Source organism: Streptomyces guryensis (genome assembly GCF_021261325.1).
Taxonomy (GTDB): domain Bacteria; phylum Actinomycetota; class Actinomycetes; order Streptomycetales; family Streptomycetaceae; genus Streptomyces; species Streptomyces guryensis.
The window spans coordinates 51,791-77,032 of the sequence record NZ_JAJSBI010000033.1; the positions used below are offsets into that span (position 1 = coordinate 51,791).

The 25,242-nt window shown below is 71.2% G+C and carries 26 protein-coding genes and 1 pseudogene; 11 read left to right on the top strand and 16 right to left on the bottom strand.

What is annotated here, in order from left to right; translation table 11 throughout:
• Positions 1–140: 140 nt before the first annotated feature.
• Positions 141–869, top strand: a complete 729-nt coding sequence (locus tag LJ657_RS41250) for a lysophospholipid acyltransferase family protein (RefSeq protein ID WP_232654829.1) — start codon at positions 141–143, stop codon at positions 867–869.
• A gap of 4 nt (positions 870–873) precedes the next feature.
• Here LJ657_RS41250 and LJ657_RS41255 read toward each other — a convergent pair whose 3' ends face one another.
• The 5 genes from LJ657_RS41255 to LJ657_RS41275 all read right to left on the bottom strand — a co-directional run bounded on the left by LJ657_RS41255 (position 874) and on the right by LJ657_RS41275 (position 5,506).
• The gene (locus tag LJ657_RS41255) at positions 874–1,566 is read right to left on the bottom strand and encodes a B3/B4 domain-containing protein (protein ID WP_232654830.1); all 693 of its coding nucleotides are present in this window, start codon (positions 1,564–1,566) and stop codon (positions 874–876) included.
• A complete protein-coding gene (locus tag LJ657_RS41260; RefSeq protein WP_232654831.1) occupies positions 1,563–2,168 on the bottom strand; it encodes a transglutaminase domain-containing protein in 606 nt (201 codons plus the stop codon). Before LJ657_RS41260 ends, LJ657_RS41255 begins: the two co-directional genes overlap by 4 nt.
• Before the next feature lie 82 nt (positions 2,169–2,250).
• The gene (locus tag LJ657_RS41265) at positions 2,251–3,321 is read right to left on the bottom strand and encodes a threonine aldolase family protein (protein WP_232654832.1); all 1,071 of its coding nucleotides are present in this window, start codon (positions 3,319–3,321) and stop codon (positions 2,251–2,253) included.
• Positions 3,318–4,067, bottom strand: a complete 750-nt coding sequence (locus LJ657_RS41270; protein ID WP_232654833.1) for an SDR family NAD(P)-dependent oxidoreductase — start codon at positions 4,065–4,067, stop codon at positions 3,318–3,320. Before LJ657_RS41270 ends, LJ657_RS41265 begins: the two co-directional genes overlap by 4 nt.
• Positions 4,068–4,108: 41 nt before the next feature.
• On the bottom strand, positions 4,109–5,506 hold the full coding sequence (locus LJ657_RS41275; RefSeq protein WP_232654834.1) for a DUF6421 family protein: 1,398 nt from the start codon (positions 5,504–5,506) through the stop codon (positions 4,109–4,111).
• Positions 5,507–5,901: 395 nt separating this feature from the next.
• Here LJ657_RS41275 and LJ657_RS41280 point away from each other — a divergent pair, with 395 nt between their 5' ends.
• Complete coding sequence (locus LJ657_RS41280; protein WP_232654835.1) at positions 5,902–6,585, top strand: glycerophosphodiester phosphodiesterase; 684 nt, start codon at positions 5,902–5,904, stop codon at positions 6,583–6,585.
• Positions 6,586–6,605: 20 nt separating this feature from the next.
• On the opposite strand, the gene LJ657_RS41285 is transcribed toward LJ657_RS41280, so the two are convergent.
• Complete coding sequence (locus LJ657_RS41285; protein ID WP_232654836.1) at positions 6,606–7,145, bottom strand: GNAT family N-acetyltransferase; 540 nt, start codon at positions 7,143–7,145, stop codon at positions 6,606–6,608.
• 71 nt (positions 7,146–7,216) lie between these two features.
• Between LJ657_RS41285 and LJ657_RS41290 the strand changes: the two genes are divergently transcribed.
• Entirely contained in the window at positions 7,217–7,609 is a 393-nt protein-coding gene (locus LJ657_RS41290) for a VOC family protein (RefSeq protein ID WP_232654837.1), read from the top strand.
• Between the two features lie 2 nt (positions 7,610–7,611).
• Here the strand turns inward: LJ657_RS41290 and LJ657_RS41295 are convergent, their stop codons facing one another.
• Complete coding sequence (locus LJ657_RS41295) at positions 7,612–8,526, bottom strand: GNAT family N-acetyltransferase (protein WP_232654838.1); 915 nt, start codon at positions 8,524–8,526, stop codon at positions 7,612–7,614.
• 178 nt (positions 8,527–8,704) lie between these two features.
• Between LJ657_RS41295 and LJ657_RS41300 the strand changes: the two genes are divergently transcribed.
• Positions 8,705–9,469: a VOC family protein gene (locus LJ657_RS41300; RefSeq protein ID WP_232654839.1), complete on the top strand. Its 765-nt coding sequence runs from the start codon at positions 8,705–8,707 to the stop codon at positions 9,467–9,469.
• Here the strand turns inward: LJ657_RS41300 and LJ657_RS41305 are convergent, their stop codons facing one another.
• The 4 genes from LJ657_RS41305 to LJ657_RS41320 all read right to left on the bottom strand — a co-directional run bounded on the left by LJ657_RS41305 (position 9,470) and on the right by LJ657_RS41320 (position 14,747).
• On the bottom strand, positions 9,470–9,763 hold the full coding sequence (locus tag LJ657_RS41305; RefSeq protein WP_232654876.1) for a DUF1905 domain-containing protein: 294 nt from the start codon (positions 9,761–9,763) through the stop codon (positions 9,470–9,472).
• Positions 9,764–9,791: 28 nt separating this feature from the next.
• On the bottom strand, positions 9,792–12,356 hold the full coding sequence (locus tag LJ657_RS41310; protein WP_232654840.1) for a carbohydrate-binding protein: 2,565 nt from the start codon (positions 12,354–12,356) through the stop codon (positions 9,792–9,794).
• Positions 12,357–12,493: 137 nt separating this feature from the next.
• Positions 12,494–13,036: a MarR family winged helix-turn-helix transcriptional regulator gene (locus LJ657_RS41315; RefSeq protein ID WP_232654841.1), complete on the bottom strand. Its 543-nt coding sequence runs from the start codon at positions 13,034–13,036 to the stop codon at positions 12,494–12,496.
• A gap of 46 nt (positions 13,037–13,082) precedes the next feature.
• Positions 13,083–14,747: an FUSC family protein gene (locus LJ657_RS41320; protein ID WP_232654842.1), complete on the bottom strand. Its 1,665-nt coding sequence runs from the start codon at positions 14,745–14,747 to the stop codon at positions 13,083–13,085.
• Positions 14,748–14,915: 168 nt separating this feature from the next.
• Between LJ657_RS41320 and LJ657_RS41325 the strand changes: the two genes are divergently transcribed.
• The 3 genes from LJ657_RS41325 to LJ657_RS41335 all read left to right on the top strand — a co-directional run bounded on the left by LJ657_RS41325 (position 14,916) and on the right by LJ657_RS41335 (position 16,883).
• Positions 14,916–15,461 (top strand): DUF5134 domain-containing protein, encoded by a 546-nt coding sequence (locus LJ657_RS41325; protein WP_232654843.1) that lies wholly within the window; start codon positions 14,916–14,918, stop codon positions 15,459–15,461.
• A 61-nt stretch (positions 15,462–15,522) separates the two neighbouring features.
• On the top strand, positions 15,523–16,197 hold the full coding sequence (locus LJ657_RS41330) for a phosphatase PAP2 family protein (RefSeq protein ID WP_232654844.1): 675 nt from the start codon (positions 15,523–15,525) through the stop codon (positions 16,195–16,197).
• The gene (locus tag LJ657_RS41335; protein WP_232654845.1) at positions 16,194–16,883 is read left to right on the top strand and encodes an HAD family hydrolase; all 690 of its coding nucleotides are present in this window, start codon (positions 16,194–16,196) and stop codon (positions 16,881–16,883) included. Before LJ657_RS41330 ends, LJ657_RS41335 begins: the two co-directional genes overlap by 4 nt.
• Positions 16,884–16,897: 14 nt before the next feature.
• On the opposite strand, the gene LJ657_RS49205 is transcribed toward LJ657_RS41335, so the two are convergent.
• Positions 16,898–17,026, bottom strand: a complete 129-nt coding sequence (locus LJ657_RS49205; protein ID WP_372488044.1) for a DUF2630 family protein — start codon at positions 17,024–17,026, stop codon at positions 16,898–16,900.
• Positions 17,027–17,357: 331 nt separating this feature from the next.
• On the opposite strand from LJ657_RS49205, the gene LJ657_RS41345 reads away from it, so the two are divergent.
• Positions 17,358–18,044: a TetR/AcrR family transcriptional regulator gene (locus LJ657_RS41345; protein WP_232654846.1), complete on the top strand. Its 687-nt coding sequence runs from the start codon at positions 17,358–17,360 to the stop codon at positions 18,042–18,044.
• On the opposite strand, the gene LJ657_RS41350 is transcribed toward LJ657_RS41345, so the two are convergent.
• Positions 18,029–18,496 (bottom strand): DUF6214 family protein, encoded by a 468-nt coding sequence (locus tag LJ657_RS41350; RefSeq protein WP_232654847.1) that lies wholly within the window; start codon positions 18,494–18,496, stop codon positions 18,029–18,031. The genes LJ657_RS41345 and LJ657_RS41350 overlap by 16 nt on opposite strands.
• A 190-nt stretch (positions 18,497–18,686) precedes the next feature.
• On the opposite strand from LJ657_RS41350, the gene LJ657_RS41355 reads away from it, so the two are divergent.
• Positions 18,687–20,033, top strand: a complete 1,347-nt coding sequence (locus LJ657_RS41355) for an FAD-dependent oxidoreductase (RefSeq protein WP_232654848.1) — start codon at positions 18,687–18,689, stop codon at positions 20,031–20,033.
• A gap of 128 nt (positions 20,034–20,161) precedes the next feature.
• Entirely contained in the window at positions 20,162–21,559 is a 1,398-nt protein-coding gene (locus tag LJ657_RS41360; protein WP_232654849.1) for a nucleobase:cation symporter-2 family protein, read from the top strand.
• Here LJ657_RS41360 and LJ657_RS41365 read toward each other — a convergent pair.
• Complete coding sequence (locus LJ657_RS41365; protein WP_232654850.1) at positions 21,482–21,847, bottom strand: ArsR/SmtB family transcription factor; 366 nt, start codon at positions 21,845–21,847, stop codon at positions 21,482–21,484. The genes LJ657_RS41360 and LJ657_RS41365 overlap by 78 nt on opposite strands.
• A gap of 92 nt (positions 21,848–21,939) precedes the next feature.
• Between LJ657_RS41365 and LJ657_RS41370 the strand changes: the two genes are divergently transcribed.
• Complete coding sequence (locus LJ657_RS41370) at positions 21,940–23,019, top strand: NADH:flavin oxidoreductase/NADH oxidase (RefSeq protein WP_232654851.1); 1,080 nt, start codon at positions 21,940–21,942, stop codon at positions 23,017–23,019.
• Positions 23,020–23,127: 108 nt separating this feature from the next.
• Here the strand turns inward: LJ657_RS41370 and LJ657_RS41375 are convergent.
• Positions 23,128–23,696, bottom strand: a pseudogene (locus LJ657_RS41375) (cation-translocating P-type ATPase C-terminal domain-containing protein); the annotation flags it as partial.
• 82 nt (positions 23,697–23,778) lie between these two features.
• Positions 23,779–25,092, bottom strand: a complete 1,314-nt coding sequence (locus LJ657_RS41380) for an extracellular catalytic domain type 1 short-chain-length polyhydroxyalkanoate depolymerase (RefSeq protein WP_232654852.1) — start codon at positions 25,090–25,092, stop codon at positions 23,779–23,781.
• Positions 25,093–25,242 lie beyond the last annotated feature (150 nt).

Here is a 25,242-nt window from a genome sequence, read left to right on the forward strand (position 1 = left end):
AGGATCTCGCCGTTCTGCGGCGTCAGGACTGGCCACCCGTTCGTTCTTGGGGCACGATCTGCGCAATGCCGTAAACCTACGGCTGCGTAACTTCCCGCCGGGAGAACCCATCCAGGCAGAGAGAAGGGTCCACCCCGTCCATGGCTGAGCTTGTCTACCGTCCCGTCGTCGGTCTCGCCCAAACGTTGTTCAGGGCCTGGGACCTCAAGATCGACCTCAAGGGATCGGAGAACATTCCGCGCTCGGGCGGCGCCGTGCTGGTGAGCAATCACATCAGCTATCTGGACTTCATCTTCGACGGTCTGGCCGCTCTGCCGCAGAAGCGACTGGTGCGCTTCATGGCGAAGGAGTCGGTGTTCCGGCACAGGATCTCCGGTCCGCTGATGCGCGGCATGAAGCACATCCCGGTGGACCGCAAGAACGGCGAGACGGCCTACCAGCACGCGCTGCAGTCTCTGCGCTCCGGCGAGATCGTGGGCGTCTTCCCCGAGGCGACCATCTCGCAGTCCTTCACCCTGAAGAGCTTCAAGTCGGGTGCCGCTCGCATGGCCCAGGAAGCCGGCGTGCCGCTCATCCCGATGGCGCTGTGGGGCACCCAGCGGCTGTGGACCAAGGGCCACCCGCGCAACTTCAAGCGCAGCCACACGCCGATCACCATCCGGGTGGGCGAGCCGGTGGAGGCCCCGCAGGACCAGTACGCGGGCGCCATCACCCGGCGGCTGCGCGAGCGCGTACAGGAGCTCCTGGAGGCGGCGCAGCGCGCCTATCCCGTACGGCCCAAGGGCCCGGACGACACCTGGTGGATGCCCGCCCATCTCGGTGGCACGGCGCCGACCCCCGAAGAGGTGAAGGCGGCCGAGGCCCGCTGAATCGTCACTCCGGGGCGTGGACGGTGATCCGTGCCCCGGGGCTGAACTTCTCCAGCAGGTCGACGAGTTCCGCTCCTGCCTTCTCGACCTCGGCGACCGGCATCGGTGCCAGGCTCTCCAGCAGGAAGATGCCCGCGACGGTGTCCTCGGTGAGGCGGGTGCGCGGGCCCTGGCGCCAGTTCCAACGGCGGCACGTCACACCCGTCTCGTCGCGCCACACCACCTCGCCGGCGTCCGGGTGTTCGACGGCCTCCTCGCCGCCGGCCACGGTCACGAAGTCCTCGTCGCCGACGGCCCGTACGAGCCGCATGCAGCCCTGGATGTGATCGAGGTCCTCGCCTCCGACCGGGATCAGGTGGGCGACACTGATGGCGTTGTACAGGTCGACGAGCAAATTGATGCGGGGCAGTCCGGCGTCCGACAGGGCCCTCTTCGCCAGCGCCTCGGCCGAGTTGCGGGTGCGCGAGGGCTTGGAGCCGAACGCCGTGTAGATCTCACGCCAGGCGGCCATGTGCGGGTCCTCGTGCGGGGCGCGCCCGTCCAGGCGGGCGGCGAGGCGGGCTGCCGCCTCGTCCAGGAGCGCCGAACTCTCCGTGGTGCTGGGCCCGTTGACCAGGCCGTGCGCCTCGATGGCGACATGGGTGAAACCGGGGGCGAGAGCGCGCACCTCGTCGGACACGGTCAGGGAGAACGTCATGGCCTGCCTCGGAGTGCGGTGGGGAGCGTCTTCCAGAGATACGACCGGTCGGGCGCGGCCCTGAGGGCCGTGAGCACCGCCGGGTGCGGTTCAGCGTACAGGACTGGATAGTCCACCTCATTGGACTCCGGATCGGGGATCCAGGCCAGTCGCTCACCATCGAGGGAGAACTGGGCGTCGACGCCCTCTTTGTTGCCGCGGGGATCCTGGCGATGCCAGGCGCCGTTGAAGCGGACGGCGATCAGCCCGTGCACGGCATGCCCGTCGCCGTCGTCGTGCGCCAGCCTCTGGTAGCAGAGCGCGGTGGGGATGTCCTCGGCCCGCAGCAGGGCGGCGAGGGCGTGGGCCTTGGCGTAGCAGATGCCAGTGCCCTGCCCCAGCACGTCGGAGGCGCGCCAGGTGACGCGCGGGTCACCTGAGTCCCGGGAGTGCGGAATGGTGTCGCGCACGAATTCGAAGGCGGCCCGCGCATAGGCATACGAGTCCGACACGTCCCGAGCGAGGCGGGCGGCCACCTCCCGCACCACTCGATGATCATGGTCGATGACCTCGTCAGCAGCCAAGTATGCGGACAGGTCAGGGGTGTTCTGGATCAGCTCCATGCCCGCAGAGCATAGGAATGCGATCACCCAAGAGTCAATGACTTTTCGAATGACCGCATACCTATGCACAATGAGGGTTGGGTCAGCGCGCCATCTCCTCCTTGAGCGCCGCCAGGAAGGCGTCCACGTCCTCCTCGGTCGTGTCGAAGGCGCACATCCAGCGCACCACGCCCGCGGCCTCGTCCCAGAAGTAGAACCGGAACCGCTTCTGCAGCCGCTCGCTCACGTCGTGCGGAAGCCTGGCGAACACCCCGTTGGCCTGCACCGGGTGGAGGATCTCGACACCGTGCACGGCGCGCACGCCCTCGGCCAGGCGCTGGGCCATCTCGTTGGCGTGGCGGGCGTTGCGCAGCCACAGGTCCTTGGCCAGCAGGGCCTCCAACTGCACCGACACGAAGCGCATCTTGGAGGCGAGCTGCATGGACAGCTTGCGCAGGTGCTTCATATGGCTGACGGCGTCCTGGTTGATGACGACGACCGCCTCGCCGAACAGCGCGCCGTTCTTCGTCCCGCCCAGGGAGAGGATGTCGACGCCGACCGCGTTGGTGAACGTCCGCATCGGGACGTCGAGCGACGCGGCCGCGTTGGCTATCCGGGAGCCGTCCAGGTGCACCTTCATGCCGTGCGCGTGGGCGTGCCCGCAGATCGCGCGGATCTCGTCCGGCGTGTAGAGCGTGCCGAGCTCCGTGCTCTGGGTGATCGAGACGACCTGCGGCATCGCGCGGTGCTCGTCGTCCCAGCCGTACGCCTGCTTGTCGATCAAGCCGGGGGTGAGCTTGCCGTCCGGAGTCGGGACCGTCAGCAGCTTCAGGCCGCCCATGCGCTCCGGTGCGCCGCCCTCGTCGACGTTGATGTGCGCGCTCTCGGCGCAGATCACCGCGCCCCAGCGGTCGGTGACCGCCTGGAGCGCGACGACGTTCGCGCCGGTGCCGTTGAAGACCGGGAAGGCCTCCGCCGTGGCCCCGAAGTGGCTGCGGATGATCTGCTGGAGGTTCTCGGTGTAGTCGTCCTCGCCGTACGCGACCTGGTGCCCGCCGTTGGCCAGGGCCAGGGCGGCGAGCACCTCCGGGTGGGCCCCGGCGTAGTTGTCGCTGGCGAAGCCGCGGACCTCCGGGTCGTGATGGCGACGCGCGTCGGTCCGCGGGGGGTTCACGGCTTCTCGGTCAGCCACAGACGCTTTCCGTTCACTTCGGCGGCGGGCTTGCTCCAGACGTCGGTGATGGCCTCGGCCAGGTCCTTCACGTCCGTGAAGCCCGCGAACTTCGCATTGGGTCGCTCGGCGCGCATCGCCTCGTGCACCAACGCCTTCACCACCAGGATCGCAGCCGCCGACGTGGGGCCTTCGGCGCCTCCCGCCTTGCGGAAGAAGTCGGCCATGGCCAGGGTCCACGCCTCGGCTGCGGCCTTGGCGGCGGCGTACGCGGCGTTTCCCGCGGTGGGGCTGGTCGCGCCGGCCGCGCTGATCAGGACGTAGCGGCCGCGATCGCTGCGCTGCAGCGCCTCGGAGAAGGCGAGGGAGGTGTGCTGCACGGTGCGGATGAGCAGCAGCTCCAGGAAGTCCCAGTCGTCGAGGCTGGTCTTGATGAAGGTCTCGCTGCCGCGCCAGCCGCCGACGAGGTGGACCACGCCGTCGACGCGGCCGAACTCCTTCTCGATGTGCGTGGCCCACTCCCGGGTGGACTCCAGGTCCAGCAGGTCGACGGGCTCGCCGGTGACGGTGGCACCGCCGGACGCGTACCGGGCCGCGTCCACGGCCTCCGCGAGCCGCTCGGGATCGTTGTCCGCGGCGACGACGGTCGCACCCGCCTCCGCGAGCCGGACCAGTGCCGCGCGCCCCGCGGGTCCGCCCGCGCCGGCCACCGCGATCACCGCACCGCTGAGAGCTCCGTTCCCCGCCATGGTCTTCGCCTCCTGAGCAGTGGTTCTGGTGTTGCGGTCGCTCACGCGGCGACTCGCTCGGCGCTCTCCGCCGTGATGCCCCTGGTGGAGGCGATCACGTTCTTCAGCTTCTTGGAAAGGGCCTCATAGAACATGCTCAGGGGAAACTCGTCCGGAAGCACGTCATCGACGAGCTTTCGCGGCGGCCGGCTCAGGTCGAGGGCGTCGGGGCCCTTGGCCCAGCGGGAACCGGGGTGCGGGGCGAGGTACTGCGACACCAGGTCGTACGCGGCGAACCAGTGGACCAGCTTCGGGCGGTCGATGCCGGCCCGGTAGAGGTCCTCGATCTCGGCGCACAGCTGGTTGGTGACGTGCGGGGCGCGCTGCCAGTCGATGTGCAGTTTGTTGTCGGTCCAGCGGACGACGTCGTGCTTGTGCAGATAGGCGAAGAGCAGCTGGCCGCCGAGGCCGTCGTAGTTGCGCGCTCGCTCGCCGGTGACCGGGAAGCGGAACATGCGGTCGAAGAGCACCGCGTACTGGACGTCACGGGCCTGCGGAACGCCGTCCTCCTGCAGCTTCACGGCCTCCTTGAAGGCGGTGAGGTCGCAGCGCAGCTCTTCGAGGCCGTACATCCAGAACGGCTGCCGCTGCTTGATCATGAACGGGTCGAAGGGCAGGTCGCCGTGGCTGTGGGTGCGGTCGTGGACCATGTCCCACAGGACGAAGGCCTCCTCGCAGCGCTTCTGGTCGTGGACCATCGCGGCGATGTCCTCGGGCAGCTCCAGGCCCAGGATGTCGACGGCGGCGTCGGTCACCCGGCGGAAGCGGGCGGCCTCGCGGTCACAGAAGATGCCACCCCAGGAGAAACGTTCCGGCGCCTCGCGCACGGCTATGGTCTCCGGGAAGAGGACGGCGGAGTTGGTGTCGTAGCCGGCCGTGAAGTCCTCGAACTTGATGCCGCAGAACAGGGCGTTGTCGTAGCGGGTGCGCTCCAGCTCGGCCAGCCAGTCGGGCCAGACCATGCGCAGCACGACCGCCTCGAGGTTGCGGTCCGGGTTGCCGTTCTGCGTGTACATGGGGAAGACGACCAGGTGCTGCAGGCCGTCCGTACGGTTCGCGGCGGGCTGGAAGGCCAGCAGGGAGTCGAGGAAGTCGGGCACGTCGAAGCCGCCCTCGGCCCACCGGATCAGGTCCTTGGCCAGCGCCTCGTGGTAGTCGGCGTCGTGCGGGAGCAGCGGGGAGAGCTCCTCGACGGCCTCCGCGACACGCCGTACGGCCGCCTCGGCGTCGGCGCGGGCGGGCGCGCTCTCGGCATCGGGGTCGATCGATCCGTCCTTGGACTGCCATGGCCGAATCTGCTCCACGGCATTCTTGAGCACGGCCCATGCCGGGTGCTCGACCACCCTGGTCACCGGAGGAACCCGGTCCTCCGAAGCCGCCTGCACAAGAATTTCCGTCATGTCCCATCCTCCACGGGAGAAGCTCGCGTATGGAGACCGTATACGTACGGACTTCCTCTCAGCAAGAGAAGTCTCGGGAGATTATTCTGCACCACTCCATGGTCACCGAACTTTTTCCTGCCGGAAACCGATCCGGCAGACATTTGGGTATCGCGCGGCTACCCCGGGGCCGGACCGCCGAAACCGGCCACCGGTCAATGCCGAAAGGACTCGCCCACGCCAGGGTGATCGCCGGACGGACACAGGCCATGCCTGCCCTTGGCTGCACGCCAATCCCCCGCGTACGCGCGGGTTCATCGCCGTGTCGGGCCGTTAGGCTGCGGCTCTGCCCGCGCGGCCGTCCGCTCCGGTCCGCGCGCGGAGCCGAGCCGCCGTCGACGGAAGCGAGTTGAACCTTGAACTTCCTTACCATCGGTCATCGCGGAGTCATGGGTACCGAGCCCGAGAACACCCTCCGTTCCTTCGTCGCCGCCCAGCACGCCGGGCTCGACGTGATCGAACTCGATCTGCATCTGAGCAAGGACGGCGCCCTCGTCGTCATGCATGACGCCGACGTGGACCGCACGACCGACGGCACCGGCGCGATCGCCGAGAAGACCCTCGCCGAGCTGCGCGCCCTGGACGCGGGCCGCGGGGAGCGCGTCCCGGTCTTCGAGGAGGTCCTCGAAGCCGTGCGGGCACCGCTGCAGGCCGAGATCAAGGACGTCGCGGCAGCCCGGGCGCTGGCCGAGGTCATGCTCAAACGGGACCTGGTCGCCCGGGTCGAGGTGTCCTCGTTCCACGACGAGGCCGTCGCCGAGATCACCCGCCTGGTGCCCGGCGTACGGACCGCGCTGATCGGCAGCCGCTACGGCACCGACATCGTGGACCGCGCCGTGGAGGCCGGCGCCGCGACCGTCTGCCTCAACATCCGCCGCCTCACCCTGGAGGTCGTGGAGCAGGCCCGCAAGGCGGGCCTGAGGATCATCGGCTGGGTGGTGAACACGCAGGACCATCTGCGCCTCGTGCGGGCGCTGCAGCTGGACGGCGCGACCACCGACTACCCGGAGATCAAACGCACCGGCCGCTTCACGGCCTGAGTCTCAGACCGGCTCCGCGATCAGAGCAGCTCCTTGACCAGGAGCTCGAACTGCAGGTCTGCGCGCTGCGGAATGCCGAAACGCTCGTCGCCGTACGGGAACGGGGTCATCCGGCCCGTACGGCGGTAGCCGCGGCGCTCGTACCAGGCGATGAGGTCGTCACGTACGGAGATCACGGTCATGTGCATCTCCCGCGCGCCCCAGATCTCGCGGACCGTGCGCTCCGCCTCCGCGATGATCACCTTGCCGAGGCCCGCGCCCTGCAGCTGTGGGCTGACGGCGAACATCCCGAAGTAGGCGTGTTCACCGCGGTGTTCGAGCTGGCAGCAGGCGACGACGGCGCCGTCCCGCTCGACCGTCAGCAGGCGGCTGTCGGGCGACTTGATGACGGCGAGGACGCCCTCCGGATCGGTGCGCTGCCCTTGGAGGATGTCCGCCTCTGTGGTCCACCCGGCCCGGCTGGAGTCCCCGCGGTACGCCGACTCGATCAGGGCGACCAGCACGTCGGCGTCGGCGTCGGTGGCGTCGCGGAAGGTCAGTCCGGCGGCGGTGGTCTCCATGGGCGTCACTCCGGTCTCTGTGCTCGGCACGGGCAGGGACGAGGGTAGCCCTGCCACTAGGCTCCGTATGCATGGTGCACGTAATCAGCAGCCGGACCCTTCTCCACCCGAGCGATCCCGAGCGCTCCCGGACCTTCTACGGCGAGCAGTTGGGCCTCGCCGTCCACCGCGAGTTCGGCACGGGGCCGCAGCGCGGCATCGTCTACTTCCTCGGGGGTGGCTTCCTGGAGGTCTCGGGCCGTTCCGAGACCCCGCCCTCCCCCGCCGTGCAGCTGTGGCTGCAGGTCGAGGACGTGGCCGCGGCGCACGAGGAGCTGCGGGCCAAGGGCGTCGAGATCGTGAGGCCGCCGGTGAAGGAGCCGTGGGGGCTGGTCGAGATGTGGATCGTGGATCCGGACGGTACGCGGATCGTGCTGGTGGAGGTGCCGGCGGACCATCCGATCCGGTACCGGCCGGGGATCTGAGGTCAGCGGGGGCGGTGTTCCCAGCGGCGGTCGGTGCGGGTCAGTTCCCGGAAGCCGGCGCCGAGCAGCAGGTCGATCGCCGCCGCGTCGTCGGCCTGCTCGTAGGCGAGGAGGCGGTCCGCCCCGCACAGGCGCAGCCACGCTGCGGCCTCGGCCAGGAGCCGGTGCTCCAGGCCCTCGCCGTGGGAGCTCGGGTCGATGTGCAGATTGCCGATGTCGGCGAGGCCGCCCGCACGGGTGTGGCGCTCGGGGCGGGCCAGGTGGGTGTCGACTTCGATGAAGCCGAGGGCGCGTGTGCCGGCGTGGGCCGTGAAGCGGGTGCCGCACTCCCCCAGCGTGCGCTCGATCGTCGTGCCCGGCCGGGGGGCGGGCGCCGGAAGGGCGGCCACCTGGGCGAGCAGGATGACCTCCGTGTCGCCGACGTGCCGGAAGCCCGCGCGTTCGTAGACGACGCGGATGTGCGGCCAGTTGCGGGGCAGGCCGTGGACGACAGGCGCCGGGACGGCGCCGTCGGCGTAGCGGACGCGTACGTTCCAGCGGGCGAGCTGGGCCAGGCATGCGGCCATCAGCTGGTCCGCGGCTTCCTCGGAGTCGGGCCGGAAGGAGGCCGGCGGTCGGCAGACGAACCAGTCGATCTCGCCGGCGTCGCGGTAGTTCTCGGCGACCTCGTCGCCGGAGCGGTAGCGCAGCAGATGGGCGGCGGCCACGACGTATCGGCGCTGCTCGGCGACGAGGGTGGCGCGCTCGGCGACCCAGGGGTCGGTGATGAACTCGCGGGGCTGTCGCTCCAGATCGCTGAGGACGGTGTTCACCGAGACGGAGACACCGGGGACGACGGCGGCGACATGCGCGTTGATCAGGTCGGTGAGCTGGTCGCGGTCGTCGCGGCGGTAGGGGCGCACCGTGGGCGCGGGCATGGGGAACCTCCGGGGCAAGGACGTGGGCTGGAGGCCGCCATACGGTGCGGTACGGGTGTGAGCGTACGTCGTGGGCGGCGCCGTGCGCGAGGGGTTTGGGGCCCGGATGGCCGGAGGGCGGGCCCGGGCTTAGCGTGCTGGAGGGGCCATTGTTCGCCCAAGGCTTCGGAAGGACACCATGAAGCTCGACAGGCCAGTGACCGGCGGGCCCTGCTGGACCGAGCTGGGGACCAGCGACCTGGCGGCGGCCGAGCGGTTCTACGCGGCGCTGTTCGGCTGGCGCAGCGAGACGGATCCGCGTCAGGAGGCGGGCGGCTACACGGTCGCGCACCTGGGGGACGCCGCGGTCGCCGCGCTGACCCCGCTGTACCAGGAGTCCCAGCCCGTCGCATGGAACGTGTCGTTCGCGGTGGCGAACGCGGATGCCACCGCCGCGCTGGTGACGGCGGCCGGCGGGACGGTTCTGCTCGGGCCGATGGACGTGTTCGACATGGGCCGTTTCGCGGTGGCGCTCGATCCGGCGGGTGCCGCCTTCCAGTTGTGGCAGGCGCGGGCCTTTCCGGGTGCCGGGCTGTTCAACGCGCCCGGCTCGCTGGGGTGGGTGGAGCTGCTGACCCGCGCGCCCGAGCGGGCCGAGAGCTTCTACACGACGGTGTTCGGCTGGAGCGTCAGCGCTTCGGCGCACTACACGCAGTGGGGCATCGACGGCGCGGAGTTCGGCGGCATGATGCCGATGGACGACAAGTTCCCGCCCGAGGTGCCGCCGCACTGGCTGCCGTACTTCGCGGTGGCCGATGTGGACGCCTCCGCGGCCACGGCGACGGAGGCGGGAGGCACCGTCCTCATGGAGCCCACCTCGGTGCCGGACGGGCCGCGGATCGCGGTGCTGCGGGATCCGCCGGGAGCGGTGTTCGGCGTGTACCGGGCGGGCGACGAGCACTGATCAGTGAGGGAACCGGACGGTCATCTCGACACTGATCTCGTCGCCGGCGGTGATCCGACACGGCCCCCGGACGGCGGCCTTCAGCGGCAGCAGATAGCCGCCGTCCTTGGGGAACAGCGAGGTCTCGAAGTCGATGTCGCCGATCCGCGCGGCCACGGGGACCACGCCCCAGCCGTAGCTGGCCATCGCCGCGACCTCACTGATGTCCGCGGCCTCCTCGGCGGGCACGGGCAGGTAGTAGTAGGGCGCAGGGCCGCGCCACTCGATCACCCGGCCGGAGAACGTGAACTCCACCATCAGGGCCTCTCCTCGCGCCTGCCCGTCACGACAGTGGCTCTTGGACCAGCGGTGTCGCCGTGACCTGGTCGATGACGGGGGCGTACGGGGAGCGCTGGCCGTGTGCGTTCTTGGTGCGGCCTTCGAAGTCCGGAAGTTCGTCGGCGGTGAAGGTGAGCGTGTTGATGCCCTCGTCGAGGGTGACGGGGACGGAGAGGTTCCAGAAGTTGTTGAAGTGGAAGGTGGTGGGGAACAGGACGCGGTGCGGGGCGGCGCCGTTGACGGAGATGTCCGCGTGGCGGCAGACCGGGTCGGGGTTGTAGTGGGTGGCGGGCGCCTGCTCGCCGTTGGAGTAGCGGATGGTGAGCGCATGGCGTCCGGCGTGCTCGGCCGTCACCGTCAGGGTGAGGGTGTTCCCGGGGCCGGCGCCGATGCCCTCGACCGCCTTGCCGCCGGTGGCGTAGGAGTGTCCCGTCACCCTTGCGGTGCCGGTCAGGGTGCCTTCCTCGGCGGCGGACACGCCGGCGGGCAGCAGTCCGCGGGAGGGGGCGACGCGCAGGCGGTCCACCACCAGGCGTTCCGAGGTTCCGGTGACCGTGACCTTGTTGATGCCGCCGGCCAGGAAGAGCGGGACGGCGCCTCGCTGCACGCGTCCGAGTTCCTCCCCGTTGACCGTGAGCAGGCCCTCGCCCGGCCCGAGCAGGTCGACGGTGACCGTCGCCTCGCCGTCGTCGGCGGCGTGCACCCAGAAGGTGACGGTGCCGCCTCGGGGAAGGACGGCAGCACCGGGGCCGGAGGCGCCGAGGTCGGCATAGCTGACCCGTGCGCCCGCGTCCAGGGCGGCGAACTCGGCGTCGTACAGGGCCTCCTGGTCGTCGCGCAGGACGAGGTCCAGCTTGTCGACGACCGCGTCCCCCTTGGTGGTGCCCAGGTCGGGGTCGTGTGCGGCGAGGGTGATGCGGTGCGGGCCGGCGGTCAGCTCGACCTCGGTGTCGGTGTGGCCCCACACGGCCCACTTGTAGCCGAGCGGCAGCAGCAGTTGGCGGGCGTCCTCACCGTCGATGCGCAGGAAGACGTTGGTGGGGCCGTTCTCGCGCACCAGGTCGGCCAGGTTGTGGGAGTTGGCGAAGACCCGGAGCTCGTAGGTCCCGTCCTGCGGGGCCTCGACGTCGAAGGCGAGCACACCGTCGGAGCCGGTGCGCAGGCCGCCGACGTGGTAACCGCCGGAGGTCGCGAACTTGTCGACGTGGGAGGGGGATCCCTCGGGGCCGTGCTTCACGTGACCGCCACCCGTGTACGTGGCGTCCTCGGCCTCGTAGGTCAGCCGACGGCCCACCGCGGGCGGCAGCAACGCGGCGCCATGGCCGCCGGGAGCCAGGACCAGCTGGTAGGCGGACATCTCGTCGAGGCCGGTCAGCGGCAGTGTCACGCGGCCGTCAGTGACGGGCAGTTCGGCGTCGAGCAGCCGCGACGGCTGGGCGCTCGCCCCGACCTGGCCGGTCCAGGGAATCTCCTGGAGGCGTACATGGGCGGTCGTACCGAACACGTCGGCGTCGACGCCCTCCAGGACGAGGTACACGGAGCCGCTCGCGCCGCCGAACAGCACGCGGGCCTGCCGCTTGAGCCGGTCCAGGGTGGCGACGCCCTGCAGCGTGTACTGGACGTCGGGGTGCGGCGCGGTGACCTGGACGGTGTTCCCGGAGAGCTGCCCGTAGGCGTTGAAAAGCCACCACTGGCCGTTGCCCCTGTTGGCCTCGACCGCCGAGTCGTTGAGGTTGCCGGCGATGTTCCAGTACGCCATGTCGGCGTCGACCTTGGCCTCCTCGATCGCGGCGATCCACTGGATCATCTGACCGGGGACCGACAGGTGGTAGTTGTGCGCGTACTCGTTGAGGTTGACGGGCAGCGGACCGATGCCCAACTCCCGCTCCATCTCCCGGTACTTGGCGACGTTCCTGCGCACCTCGTCCGGCGAGGACAGCTCGTGCCAGGTGATCACGTCGGGCAGGAGGTCATGATCCCGCGCGAACTCCAGGAAGCCGCGCACCTCCGGGTACAGGATGCAGGTGTTGGGTCCGGCGATGCGCGCCTCGGGGTCGATCTCCCTGATCAGACGGTACGTCTGCTGCCAGGCCGCGAAGTAGGGACCCGGCTCGGTGTGCCAGGAGACCTGGTCGTAGCTCCACTCCCCCGTGCCGAACATGTTGCCCTCGGGCTCGTTGAACGGCACCCACACGAGTCGGGACGTGAGCGCGCCCAGCGTCTGCGCCTGCTCGACCTGGCGGCGCACGCTGCGCAGATAGGTCGCGAGCCGTTCCTCGCCGGTGGCGCCCGGCCACTCGTAGGGGAAGCCGCGGTGGATGTCGGTCAGGTAGACGTAGACGTCCTTGCCGCCCGCCGCGACGAAGGACGGCAGGATCTCCAGGGCGTCGGCGCCGGGGTGCTGGATGCCGTCCTGGGCCTTGGTGGTGACCGTGCGGACGTACATGCCCTCGACGACGGCGCGGCTGGGCACGCCGTCGCCGTACAGTCCGTAGAGCGTGCCGCTGGCGCCGCCGTGGAAGGGGCCGGTCTCCGTGGCCAGGTCGACAGTGAGCGTTTCGGCTGTCACGTCATCGCCCTCTCGTTCGGCATGTCGTACGCCAGTCAGTGATCCGAACCGGCCTGGTCGAACGTAAGGAGTCGATGTCGATCACGTCAACGGGCGCAGGGCCTCCGAAAGTTCCGGAGGCTCCGCTCAGCGGTCGCTCAGGTGCGGAGAGCGCCGAGACGGCCCTCCAGCCGACCGAGCAACTCACCGAGCAGCCCGGCCAGTTCGCCCTGTCCCGGCGGATCCAGGACGGCCAGTACGGAGGTCTCGTAGGCCAGCTGCTCGGGGAGGATGCCGTCGACGAGGTCGCGGCCGGCCTCCGTGAGGCGGAGGTGGGCGACGCGGCGGTCGCGGGTGTCGCCGCGGCGCTCGACCAGACCTCGCTCGGTGAGCTGCTTGAGGCGCTTGGTGACGGCGGCGCCCGAGGAGAAGGTCTCGCGGGCGAGTTCGCCGGGGGTCAGTTCGTGGCCGGTGCGGCGCAGCGCGCCCAGTAGGTCGAACTCGGGGCGGCTGAGTCCGGCCCGGCGCAGCGGGGCGTCCTCGGCCTGCTGGAGGAGGGCTGCGCAGCGGTTGATGCGGCCGATGACCTCCATGGGGCCGGTGTCGAGATCGGGGTGGACGGCCTGCCACTGCCGGACGACCCCGGAGACGGTGTCCTCGCCCCTGGTCGCCCCCGCGTGCCGTCCGTTCGCTGCCGTCATGGCCGTACGCCCTCCGCTCTCGCGCTCCGGTGCGGTCCCTGGTGCCTCAGAGCCTGTGCCGGACCGCCGGCCCGGCGGCCGGGCTTCCGATACGAGCTCCTACCATCGCCGCGAGCGTACGGTGTCCGGCCTGCTCGGCGCGCACGACCCGCTCCTGGGGCAGGGCGCGCGGCCACCACTCGCCGGACGCGGCGTCGACGGTGGCGCGCAGATCCGCCAGGGATGCGGCGAGGGAACGGCGGGCGGCCTCCAGGGCGGCGGGTGCGGGGGCAGGCTCGGCCAGGAGGCGGGCGGCGTGCTCGCGGGAGCGCTCGGCCGTGGCCAGCGCCTCCTCGACGCGGTCCCCGGCCCGCCGGTTGGTGACGGCGACCGCGGCGAGGAAGCCGGCCAGGGCGCCGACGACGGTGTCCACGACCCTCTCGGTGATCAGCTGCCCGGGCTCCTGGAACCGGGTGAACTCGGTGACGAGGAGGGCCATCGGGGTCACGCAGACGCTGCCGAGCCAGTAGTTGCGACCCATCAGTGCCTCGGCGCCGAAGTTGAGGCCGAGGCAGCACAGCACGAGGGCCGCGGGCCCGAGGTGGGCGAGCGGGACGACGGCGGCGAAGAGGAGCACGCCGGCGATGTTGCCGACGACGCGCTGCAGACCCCGGCTCCAGGTGAGGGCGAGGTTGGCCTGGTAGAGGGAGGCGGCGGTGACCAGGGCCCAGTAGGGACGGCCGACACCGAGGGCGAGGGCGGCGTAGCCGGCGAGGGCGCAGCCCAGGGCGGTGCGGACGGCGATCGGGGTGAGCGGGCCGAGCCGTTGCCGCAACGGGCGGGTCGGGGCGGCGAGTTCGGTGTCCACACCGGGGAGTTCGGCGGCGGCTGCCGGGGCGTGGACCTCAGGGACCGGACCGTTGCCGGTCAGCTCGCGCGCCCAGGTGCGCAGTTGTCCGGGGTCGGAGTCGGCGGGGGCGGCGAGGGCGACCTCGGCGCGGACGACGAGGCGTTCGAGGGCGCGCCGGGTGCGGGTGTCCTTGGTGCAAAGGAGCGGCTGCCAGGCGGCCTGGACGGCGGTGGCCGCCGCGGCACGGGATCGGGCGTGGCCGTCGCCGGTGCCCTGGGCGGCGGCGTAGGCGGCCACGGCCTTCAGGGCGCCCGCGGTGGCCCGGCGCTCCGGGCCGTGCGGGCGCAGCAGCCCGGGGGCCATGCCCACCGTCCAGGCCCAGCCGCCCGCCGCGAGCGCCTGCGCGAGGTGGGCGGGGACCTGGCCGAGGGTCTGCGGAACGAAGAGGGACGCGGAGGTGATGAAGGTCAGGACGACGTTGCCCGGCGGGCCGATGCGGGTCGCGTCGCACAGCACCTTCTGCAGGGCGGCCAGCAGTGCGCCGATCGTGACCAGCACGACGGCGCTGCCGGTGAGCGAGGCGGCGACCAGGGAGACTGCGAGGCCGCCGACCATGCCGAGGACCACCCAGGCCAGGGCGCGGGCCCGGGCGGCGTAGGGGCGGTTGTGGGCGTACAGCGCGCACAGCGACCCCGCCATCGTGTACATCGCCAGGTCGAGCCGGCCGAGGGCCAGCAGCGTCAGATTCGGCGGGGCGACCGAGGCGACCACACTCAGGGCGGGCTTGAACCAGATGTCCGCGGGGCGGCCCACCCGCAGCACGCCCGCCAGTGGGAGGCGGCGGACGTGTGGGGTGGCGGGAGTGGGGGTCGCACGGTGCATGGTGCATGAGTTTAGCAGGTGTTTTACTCGTAAAGGATTACCCCGGGAAGCCGGTGCTCACCTGCTGTGCTCCGGCGAATGCTCCCCGTGTACATCCTTGCGCTTGCGTGCGCGCCGCGTGCTGCGGGCAACCACCGACTGTCGACACCGTCGAGCGGGGAGGTGCGCGTGCACGGACCGGCTTCGCCCGGCTGGCTGCTGGTCGCGCTGTGTGCGGCGACCGGGGCCTACTGCCTGCTGCGGATGCGCAGCGCGGTCGAGGAGCAGCGCCGGGCCGCGGGCGGCGAGGCGCTGATGGGCTTCGGCATGGCCGCCATGGCCGTCCCGGCGGTGGCTTTCAGCCCGCCGGCCTGGGCCTGGCCCGGCTACGCGGCCGTCTTCGGAACGGCCGCGCTGCGCGCCCTGTGGGCGGCGCGGACGAACGCGCACCATCTGCACCACCTGGTGGGCGCCTCGGCCATGGTCTACATGGCGGTCGTGATGGCCGCCGCCCCGGAACACCATGCCGAGCACGGGAGTTCGGGCGGAGTCCCGCTGGTGACGGGGGTGCTGCTGCTCTACTTCACGGGGTACGTGCTGCTGTCCGGTGCCCGGCTGATGCCCGTCGTGGCGACGGCCGGCGGAGCGGTGGGCTGGAGCGACCGGCCGGAGCTGGCGCGGGCGTGCCGGCTGTCGATGGGGATCGCGATGGTGGCGATGCTGATCACGCTGTGAGGCGGGGCCGCGGGAATCCGGGCATTGGTTTCGCGCCCCGCCGGTCGGCGAGGATCACCGCATGCACTCCCCGCCCGTCGACTCCCCGCCCCGCCCGCCGGACCACCGCACCGCCGCCCGTGCCGCGGCCGTCCTCACCCTGTGCTCCGCACTGCTGCTCACGCTGGTTGCCGTCGAGTGGCACCCGCTGATCAGCGCCGACGACGAGATCGCCCGCACCACGCATCGCCGGGCCGTGGACGAATCCGGCCTCACCCACGTCTTCCGCATCCTGACGGACTGGGTCTGGGACCCCTGGACGATGCGTCTGGTGTGCGCGATCGCCGTGGTGTGGCTGGCGTGGTGGCGCTCGGCGTGGTGGACGGCACTGTGGCTCGCGGGCACCTGCGCACTGGGCAGCCTGCTGCAACAGGCCCTCAAGGCGGCGGTCGACCGCCCCCGCCCCGTCTGGTCCGGCCCCGTCGACTCGGCGCGTTACGCGGCCTTCCCCTCGGGGCACGCGATGACCGCGACGGTCGTCTGCGGCCTTCTGCTGTGGCTCCTGCACCGCCACCGCCCCGGCCGCGCCCTGTGGCGTACGGCGGTGGCCGTGGCGGCGGTCTCCGTGCTCGGGGTGGGCCTCACGCGCGTGTGGCTGGGTGTGCACTGGCCCTCCGACGTGGTGGGCGGCTGGCTCCTGGGGGCGATGCTGGTGGCGCTGGCCGTGGTGGTCCACCGACGTAGGATCCAGTCATGACGGCTGTCCTGTTCGACTTCTCCGGCACCCTCTTCCGTATCGAGTCCACCGCGTCCTGGCTGCGTGCCGTGCTGGACGAGGCCGACATCGCGCTCCCGGAACCGGAGTTGGCCCAGGCGGCGAAAGCCCTTCACGTCGCGGGAGCCCTGCCCGGCGGGGCCAATCCGGCGCAACTGCCCGAGGAGCTCGCCGAGGTGTGGCGGATCCGGGACCAGAGCGCCGAACTGCACCGGGCCGCCTACACCGGGCTCTCCCGCCGAGTGCCGCTCCCCGACCCGGGACTGCACGACGCGCTGTACGACCGGCACAGGACGCCGGCCGCGTGGACCCCTTACCCCGACGCCGCCGAGGTCCTGTACGGGCTGTGCGAGCGCGGGATCGGCATCGGTGTGGTCAGCAACATCGGCTGGGATCTGCGCCCGGTCTTCCGTGAGCACGGGCTCGACCGTTTCGTGGACGCGTACGTCCTGTCGTACGAGCACGGCATCCAGAAGCCCGACCCGCGGCTGTTCGCGACGGCCTGCGAGGCGCTGGAAGTCGATCCGCGGGAGACGCTGATGGTCGGCGACGACCGGCGGGCGGACGGCGGCGCGGCGGCCCTGGGGTGCCGGGTGCACCTGGTGGACCCACTTCCGACGGCCGAGCGGCCGGACGGGCTGCGCCCGGTGCTGGACCTGGCGGGCTGACCCCGTCCGCCCGGTCAGCCCTGATACCCCTCCACCCGCGGCGACGGCCGCGTCTGAACGTCGTCCGGGTTCCGCCCGAACTCTGTCTTCGGGCACCGCTGCCGCAACCGGCCCCAGCACTGGTCGAGTTCGCGTTCCAGCACGCCGAGCCTCCCCCAGAGGGGGTACCCCCAGGTGTTCCGTCACGCTGTCGATCTCGCCGGAGGCGAGGGACTCGCGGAGCCTGCGCTCGCCCTCGACCATCTCCGTGATCCTGGGGAGGACCCGCTGGTCCTGTTCCATGTCCCGGGCCTTCGGACAGACGTCGACCCGGAAAGTAGCCTGAGGACACCTTCAGGGCGAGGAAGCCGCCCGCCTCGGACGATCCCCCGCGTCGCCCGAAGCAGACGGCAGCCCTGACCAGCCCCTATGGAGCTCCGATCAGGACGTTCTGAGTATAGTTGGCTGATAGCCAGTCAACGCAGGAGTTACAGCATGTCCCCGCGCAGCGCCTCGGTCAATGAAGAGTTGCGGAGACGTTCCCGGGAGCGGCTCCTGCAGGCGGCCGTCGAGCTCGTCGGCGAGCGCGGGTACGAGGCGACCACGCTCGGCGACATCGCCGACAGAGCCGGTTCGGCGCGTGGCCTCGTGTCGTACTACTTCCCGGGAAAACGCCAGCTCGTGCAGTCCGCGGTACACCGGCTGATGCATCGCACGCTGGAGGAGGCGGTGGAGCGGGAGCCGCGGACCGAGGACGGCCGGGAGCGGATGGCGCGGGCCATCGACGCGATTCTGCGGCTGGCCCGGGACCGGCCCGTGCTGATGCGCCAGCACATGGCCGGGCTGCTGCAGGCGGAGGGCTTCGTGCAGTGCCCGGAGCAGCAGCGCCTCGCCGAAGTACTGCGGGACGTCGTCGTCCGGAACGGGGCGCAGGACGTCGACGCGGACTACCCGATGCTGCGCTCCCTGCTGATGGGAGCCGTCTACGCCATGGTGCTGCCGAACGTGCCGATGCCGATCACGACCCTGCGCGCCGAGTTGTTCGAACGCTACCGGCTCGGCTGGGAGATGGGCGTGCCGCCGGACACCGCAGCGGACGCCGGCGAGACGTGCGAGACGGACCTGTCACGGTATTTCGAGACCGGCGAAGGGCCAGGGGCCCCGTCTCAGCGCCGTGCGTGACGCGGCGCCAGAAACCCCGAGTCGCGCGCCTGCGAGATCAGTCTGAGCGACTTGCGGCGGCTGTGGCCGGTCGCGCACATCACCGCGAGGACCGGATCGAAGCCCCCTTCCTGCGCCGCGCGGTACTCCTGGGCGACGAGCCAGCGGCCCTCGACACCCGGGGGCCACGCGGGGCGGGCCCGACGGGGGGCCACGGATGCGTCGCCCCCGGCGGCCGGAGCCGCCCCGGGGCCGCACGCCTCGAAGAGCGGCTCCTCGATCCACTCGGCGAGTTCCGCGAGGTCGTGCAGGGACAGGGCCGGCTGGGAGCGGACCTCCTCCAGCGAGGCACAGCCCTCACAGACCACGGCGAGCGCGTCGATCCGGGCACCGTCGGTGAACGCAAGCCGCACGGTGAACCAGGAGGTGGCACGCTCGTCCTCCCGCACTTCCCACGCGGGCCATACGGACACCGTGCCGTCCGTCGGACAACGATCAGAAAGATTAAGAAAGGATGCGTCTAGCACACGCGGAACGTAACCACTTGATCACATTCAGCAAGGGGGGACACGCACGTCCGTACCGCGCCTGCACCCTGTCAGCGGAGCAGCAGCGGTGCGATCCTGGAGCCGTCAGCGATCTCCTCTCGTAGGGAGTTCCGCCGTGTTGCGTGTCGCCGTCGTCGGTTCCGGGCCGAGCGGGGTCTACACCGCCCAGAACCTCGTCCAGCTGGACTCAGGGGTACTCGTCGACGTCCTGGACCGGCTGCCGTGCCCCTACGGCCTGGTGCGCTACGGCGTGGCACCGGACCACGAGAAGATCAAGTCCCTGCAGAACAACCTGCGCACGGTGCTGGAGCACGAGCGGGTGCGGTTCCTCGGCGGCGTCCGGATCGGTCCCGGCGGGCTGCCGGCCGCCCGGCTGCGCGAGCTGTACCACGCGGTCGTGTACTGCGTGGGGGCCGCCACCGACCGCCATCTGGGGATCCCGGGCGAGGACCTTCCGGGCAGCTGGTCGGCGACGCAGTTCGTGTCCTGGTACAGCGCCCATCCGGACGCCGCCGACGACGGTTTCGTACGCGACGCCCGCTCGGCCGTGGTCATCGGCGTGGGGAACGTCGCGGTGGACGTCGCCCGGATGCTGGCCCGTGGCCCGGCGGAGCTGAGCCCGACCGACATGCCGCAGGCGGCGCTCGGCTCGCTGGCCGCGAGCCGGGTGAGGGACATCCACATGGTGGGCCGCCGCGGCCCGTCCCAGGCCCGCTTCACGACGAAGGAACTGCGCGAGCTGGGCGGCCTGCCGGAGACCGAACTCTTCGCGGATCCGGGCGAGTTGGCGCTGGATCCGGGTTACCTGGATCCAGCCGCACTGCCGGCGGTCCAGCGTCGCAACGTGGACGTTCTGCGCGGCTGGGCGCAGACGCCGCCCGGGGACACCCCGCGCCGCATCCGGCTGCGCTTCTTCCTGCGCCCCGTCGAACTGCTCGCCGACGGCGGGCGCGTGGGGGCGGTGCGCTTCGAGCGGACGGAGCCCGACGGGCAGGGCGGTGTGGCGGGCACGGGACGGTACGAGGACGTCGAGGCGCAGTTGGTGCTGCGTTCGGTGGGCTATCGCGGGATGCCACTGGAGGGGCTGCCCTTCGACACGGCGAACGGCACCGTGCCCCATCTGGCGGGACGCGTCCTGCGCGCGGGCGTGGTCGCGCCGGGCGAGTACGCGGCCGGCTGGATCAAGCGCGGCCCGACGGGCGTCATCGGCACCAACCGTCCGTGCGCCAGGGAGACGGTGCTGTCGCTGCTCGAGGACGCCCCCGTGCTCGTGCGCAGGGAGCTTCCGGAGGATCCGGTCGCGATGCTGTGCGCGGAGGGGATCGAACCGGTCCCGTGGGCGGGATGGCTGGCCATCGAGCGGGCCGAGGCGAGCCTCGGGGCCTCGCTCGGGCGCGGAGTCGTCAAGCTGGCGGACTGGGAGTCGCTGCTGGCGGCGGCGGGGTCGCGGCAGGCGTCGTAGCAGAGTCGGACGGCGCCGAGTGGGCAGGACACACATCGGCAACAACCCGGCAATCAACAAACTGTTCAAGCCCCTTACGGTCTCGTGCTGTTCGGATGTCCCCTCCCCGCCGCCGCTCTGGAGCGCCCATGGCCACGACCGCCCCCGTCCATCCCGTCGACGAGGTCCCACCCGTACGGCAGTTGGCCGCCTTCGGTCTGCAGCACGTGCTCGCGATGTACGCGGGCGCGGTGGCGGTGCCGCTGATCGTGGGCGGTGCGATGAAGCTGTCGCCCGCGGACCTGGCCTATCTGATCACCGCCGATCTGCTGGTGTGCGGTGTCGCGACGCTCATCCAGTGCGTGGGTTTCTGGCGGTTCGGGGTGCGGCTGCCGATCATGCAGGGCTGTACGTTCGCGGCGGTGTCGCCGATGGTGCTGATCGGGACGACGGGCGGCGGGCTGCCCGCGATCTACGGGTCGGTGATCGTCGCGGGGCTCGCGATCGCGCTGCTCGCTCCGGTCTTCGGCAGGCTGCTGCGGTTCTTCCCGCCGCTGGTCACGGGCACCGTCATTCTGATCATCGGGGTGTCGCTGCTGCCGGTCGCGGGCAACTGGGCCGCGGGCGGGGTCGGTGCGAAGGACTTCGGGGAGCCGGAGAACCTGGCGCTGGCCGGGTTCGTGCTGGCGGTGGTGCTGGGTGTGCAGCGGTTCGCGCCGGCGTTCCTGAGCCGGATCGCGGTGCTGATCGGCATCGCGGTCGGGCTGGCGGCGGCGGTCCCCTTCGGGTTCACGGACTTCAGCGGGGTCGGCGACGCCCACTGGCTGGGCATCAGCACGCCGTTCCATTTCGGGGCGCCCAGCTTCCATGCCTCGGCGATCATCTCCATGCTGGTCGTGGCGCTGGTGACGATGACCGAGACGACCGGCGACCTGATCGCGGTGGGCGAGATGACCGGGCGCAAGGTGGCGGCACGCTCGCTGGCGGACGGCCTGCGCGCCGACGGCCTGTCGACCGTCCTCGGCGGCGTGTTCAACACCTTCCCGTACACGGCGTACGCGCAGAACGTGGGCCTCGTGGGCATGACCCGGGTGCGCAGCCGCTGGGTGGTGGCCGCCGCGGGCGGCATTCTCGTGGTGCTCGGCCTGCTGCCCAAGCTGGGCGCGGTGGTCGCGGCGATACCCGCGCCGGTGCTGGGCGGTGCGGGGCTGGTGATGTTCGGGACGGTGGCCGCGAGCGGCCTGAGGACCCTCGCCCAGGTGGACTTCAAGGACAACCACAACCTCACGGTCGTGGCGGTGTCGGTGGCCGTGGGCATGCTGCCGGTCGGCGTGCCGACGGTCTACGCGAAGTTCCCTGACTGGTTCCAGACGGTGATGAACAGCGGCATCAGCGCGGGCTGTCTGACGGCGATCGTGCTGAACCTGCTCTTCAACCACCTTCCCTCGAAGGCGACTTCAGCGGCGGCTTCAGCCGCCGAGGCGGACGGCCTGCCGAGTGGCGGCGGCGAGCAGGCTGTCGAGCAGCCCCGGGAAGAGATCGTCTAGGTCCTCCCGGCGCAGGCCGTTCATCTTCGCCGTGCCCCGGTAGATCTGCCGCACCACCCCCGCTTCGCGCAGCACCCGGAAGTGGTGGGTGGACGTGGACTTGGTGACCGGCAGCTCGAACTGCGAACACGAGAGCTCGCCGCCGTCGGCGGCGAGCTCTCGCACGATCTGCAGCCGCATCGGGTCGGAGAGCGCGTGCAGCACGGTCTCCAGCCGGATCTCGTCACACGCGGGGTGCGGCAGATCACGGCTGCCGGCGGCAGGGGCGGTGGTACTCACGCCACCCATTGTACGAGAGACATCGTAGTTTGACATCCCCCGTACTACGACGCCTATCGTACGAACCGTCCTTCGGTCCCGCGAGAACGGAGCAGCTCCCCATGAGCGCCCTCTTCCAGCCCTTCACCCTGCGTGATGTGACCATCCCGAACCGGGTCTGGATGCCCCCGATGTGCCAGTACTCGGCCGCGCCGGAGGGCCCGGAGACCGGCGCGCCGAACGACTGGCACTTCGCGCACTACGCGGCGCGCGCGGCCGGCGGCACCGGGCTGATCATCGTCGAGGCCACCGGCGTCTCACCCGAGGGCCGCATCTCGCCGTACGACCTCGGTATCTGGAACGACACCCAGGCCGAGGCCTTCCGACGTATCACGCGCTTCCTCGTCTCGCAGGGCACGGTGCCAGGAATCCAGCTCGCCCACGCCGGCCGCAAGGCCTCGACCGACCGGCCCTGGAAGGGCGGCGCGCCGGTCGGTCCGGACGCTCACGGGTGGCAGGCGCTCGCGCCGAGCGCGGTCGCGTTCGACGACCGGCACCCGGTGCCGACCGAGCTGACGACCGATCAGATCGGGGAGATCGTGGGCCAGTTCGCGGCCGCCGCCCGCCGGGCCCTGGCCGCCGGTTTCGAGGTCGCCGAGGTCCACGGCGCCCACGGCTACCTGATCAACCAGTTCCTCTCACCGCACTCCAACCACCGCACCGACGCCTACGGCGGCTCGTACGAGAACCGCACCCGCTTCGCCCTCGAAGTCGTGGACGCCGTACGGGAGGTGTGGCCGGACGACAAGCCGCTGTTCTTCCGTATCTCGGCCACCGAGTGGCTGGAGGACGGGGGCTGGACGGCCGACGACACCGTCCGCTTCGCCGCCGACCTCCACGCCCACGGCATCGACCTGCTCGACGTCTCCACCGGCGGCAACGCGTCGGGCGTCCGCATTCCCGTCGGCCCCGGCTACCAGGTCCCCTTCGCCGCCCGGGTGAAGGCCGGGACGACGATGCCGGTCGCCGCGGTCGGGCTCATCACCGATGCCGAGCAGGCCGAGAAGATCGTCGCCAACGGGGAGGCGGACGCGGTGCTGCTCGGGCGGGAACTGCTGCGCGATCCGTCGTGGGCACGACGCGCTGCGCGGGAGCTGGGCGGGGATGTGCGCGTGCCTGATCAGTACCACCGGTCTGTTTGATCGCCTGCTCGGGGGGTGACTAGTCTCGTCCTGCGACTACGGGTTGGTTGTGGCCGGTCTCGCCGCTCCCCGCGCCCCTTCAGGGGCGGCACGCCCCCTCGGCCGAGATCATCCGCTCGGTAGAACTCTCAGGACCGCCCGTTCCACGTACGGCACCGCCCGTTGGCAGGCCACCGCGACCGCGATCGCCGCGGCGACGCCGGTCCAGGCGAGCGGACCGAGTGGGGTGCAGCCGAAGAGCCGGCTGAGGCCCGGCTTCTGCACCACGAGGAACAGGGCGGCGGCCGAGCCGAGAGCGGTGGCGGCCACCAGCGGGCTGCTGCGGCGGTCGGCGAGTGTCTGGGCGAGCTGGGTGCCGACGAGGCCGCACAGCGCCATCGTGGCGGAGCGGCGGGCCGTGCCCGGTGTGAAGCGGCCGAACAGCCAGGCCGTGGTCGCGCCCAGGTGGTGGTGAGGGCGCGATGGCGGATCTTGCGCATCAGGGGGGCGCCGAGAAGTGAGGTGCCCAGCGGCTCGGTCCCCTCGCCGCCGTTCGCGCCTTCCGGCGACTTGGTGTCCTGCTCTCCCGCCCCCGCCCCCGCCGGCGTCACCGACACCGCCATCGCCGGGAACAGGTCCGTGAGCAGGTTCACCAGCAGCATCTGACGGGTGGACAGGGGTGCCGCGCCCGACAGGAGCCTGATCACTTCGGATCCCCTTCGGACCCGAAGATCACGGCGGCCGGAGCCGGGCGTCCCTGCCACCGTGGATTTGGGGGTGTCAACTGCCCGTGCAGGACGTTCCGTTGAGCGTGTAGGCGCCCGGCGCCGCACTGTTTCCCGTATGGCTCGCCTGGTAGCCGATGGTGACGCTCGCGTTCGGGGCGAGGGTGGCGTCGTACGAGGCGTTCGTGGCCGTCACGGCGCCGGTCGCCGGTGTGTAGGTGGCGCCCCAGCCGTTGGTGACGGCCTGGCCGGCGGGCAGGGTGAAGGCGAGCTGCCAGCCGTTGATCGTCGTCGTGCCGGTGTTGGTGATCGTCACGGAGGCGGTCATGCCCGTGTTCCAGGCGTCGGTGGTGGCGGTCACCCTGCAGGCGCCGGGCCGGGGTTGGGGCGCGGGGCCGGAGCTGTCGAGGCCGAAGAAGGTCAGCGCGCGGAACGCCATACCGTGGCTGTAGAGGTTGTGGCCGACGCCCTGGAGGCTGATGGCCTCGACGGGAGCCTGGTCACCGGTGGAGCCGTAGCGGGTGCGGGTCCAGCCGGAGGCGGGCGAGTCCGTGGCGGCCGGGGTCCGGCCGACGCCCAGGACGTCGGTCCACTGCTTGATCTCCTCCCCGAAGTCGGGATAGCGCAGCGTCGCGTCCTCGGTGCCGTGCCACAGCTGCATGCGGGGGCGGTGGCCGGTGTAGCCGGGGTAGGCGGCGCGGGCCAGGTCGCCCCATTCCTGCGGGGTGTGGGTGACGGTGCCGTTCGCGCAGGCGCTGTTCCACTCGGAGCCGTCGGTGGTGGCGAAGCAGCCGAAGGGGACGCCGGAGAACGCGGCGCCGGCCGCGAACACGTCGGGGTAGTCGCCCAGCAGGACGTTCGTCATCATCGCGCCGGAGGAGATGCCGGTGGCGTAGATCCTGCTGGTGTCCGCGGAGTAGGTGCGGGTGACCCAGTCGATCATCGACTTGATGCCGACGGGGTCGCTGCCGCCGTCCCGTCTGAGGGCCTGGGGCGAGGAGACGTCAAAGCACTTGCTGGCACGGGTGACCGACGGGTAGATCACCACGAAGCCGTAGGTGTCGGCCAGTTGGGCCCATTCGGTGCCGTTGTACATGGCCGGTCCGGAGCCGGTGCAGTAGTGCACGGCGACCACGACCGCGGGGTGCGCGGTGACGCTGTCCGGCACGTACAGGTACATCTGCAGGTTGCTGGGGTTGGTGCCGAAGCCGGTGACCTCGGTGAGGGTCGCGGTGGGGACGGCGGTGCGTGCGGCGGCCGGGGGTGCGGTGAGGGTCACCGCGGCGAGTAACGGCACCAGCGCGGCGACCAGCGTCAGGAGCGCCGTCCGCAGGACTCTCCCGGTGGAGGTGGGGGTGGGGGTGGGCACGTCTTTGCCCCTTTCTCTGCGGGAGGGGTGGGCAGGGGGCCGTTCTCAGGCGGCATCGCCCGCATGGTGGCATGGACACAACCATCATGGAAGCGCTCCCACGGGACTTGGCGTCTCTTGCCCGAGCAGTTCCGGACAGCCCTTGCCGCT

Excerpts from the sequence above, each read along its gene's own strand:
- LJ657_RS41250 (WP_232654829.1), top strand. The coding sequence starts at position 141 with ATGGCTGAGCTTGTCTACCGTCCCGTCGTCGGTCTCGCCCAAACGTTG.
- LJ657_RS41255 (WP_232654830.1), bottom strand. The coding sequence starts at position 1,566 with ATGACGTTCTCCCTGACCGTGTCCGACGAGGTGCGCGCTCTCGCCCCC.
- LJ657_RS41260 (WP_232654831.1), bottom strand. The coding sequence starts at position 2,168 with ATGGAGCTGATCCAGAACACCCCTGACCTGTCCGCATACTTGGCTGCT.
- LJ657_RS41270 (WP_232654833.1), bottom strand. The coding sequence starts at position 4,067 with ATGGCGGGGAACGGAGCTCTCAGCGGTGCGGTGATCGCGGTGGCCGGC.
- LJ657_RS41275 (WP_232654834.1), bottom strand. The coding sequence starts at position 5,506 with ATGACGGAAATTCTTGTGCAGGCGGCTTCGGAGGACCGGGTTCCTCCG.
- LJ657_RS41285 (WP_232654836.1), bottom strand. The coding sequence starts at position 7,145 with ATGGAGACCACCGCCGCCGGACTGACCTTCCGCGACGCCACCGACGCC.
- LJ657_RS41290 (WP_232654837.1), top strand. The coding sequence starts at position 7,217 with ATGGTGCACGTAATCAGCAGCCGGACCCTTCTCCACCCGAGCGATCCC.
- LJ657_RS41295 (WP_232654838.1), bottom strand. The coding sequence starts at position 8,526 with ATGCCCGCGCCCACGGTGCGCCCCTACCGCCGCGACGACCGCGACCAG.
- LJ657_RS41300 (WP_232654839.1), top strand. The coding sequence starts at position 8,705 with ATGAAGCTCGACAGGCCAGTGACCGGCGGGCCCTGCTGGACCGAGCTG.
- LJ657_RS41315 (WP_232654841.1), bottom strand. The coding sequence starts at position 13,036 with ATGACGGCAGCGAACGGACGGCACGCGGGGGCGACCAGGGGCGAGGAC.
- LJ657_RS41320 (WP_232654842.1), bottom strand. The coding sequence starts at position 14,747 with ATGCACCGTGCGACCCCCACTCCCGCCACCCCACACGTCCGCCGCCTC.
- LJ657_RS41330 (WP_232654844.1), top strand. The coding sequence starts at position 15,523 with ATGCACTCCCCGCCCGTCGACTCCCCGCCCCGCCCGCCGGACCACCGC.
- LJ657_RS41335 (WP_232654845.1), top strand. The coding sequence starts at position 16,194 with ATGACGGCTGTCCTGTTCGACTTCTCCGGCACCCTCTTCCGTATCGAG.
- LJ657_RS41345 (WP_232654846.1), top strand. The coding sequence starts at position 17,358 with ATGTCCCCGCGCAGCGCCTCGGTCAATGAAGAGTTGCGGAGACGTTCC.
- LJ657_RS41360 (WP_232654849.1), top strand. The coding sequence starts at position 20,162 with ATGGCCACGACCGCCCCCGTCCATCCCGTCGACGAGGTCCCACCCGTA.
- LJ657_RS41365 (WP_232654850.1), bottom strand. The coding sequence starts at position 21,847 with ATGGGTGGCGTGAGTACCACCGCCCCTGCCGCCGGCAGCCGTGATCTG.
- LJ657_RS41370 (WP_232654851.1), top strand. The coding sequence starts at position 21,940 with ATGAGCGCCCTCTTCCAGCCCTTCACCCTGCGTGATGTGACCATCCCG.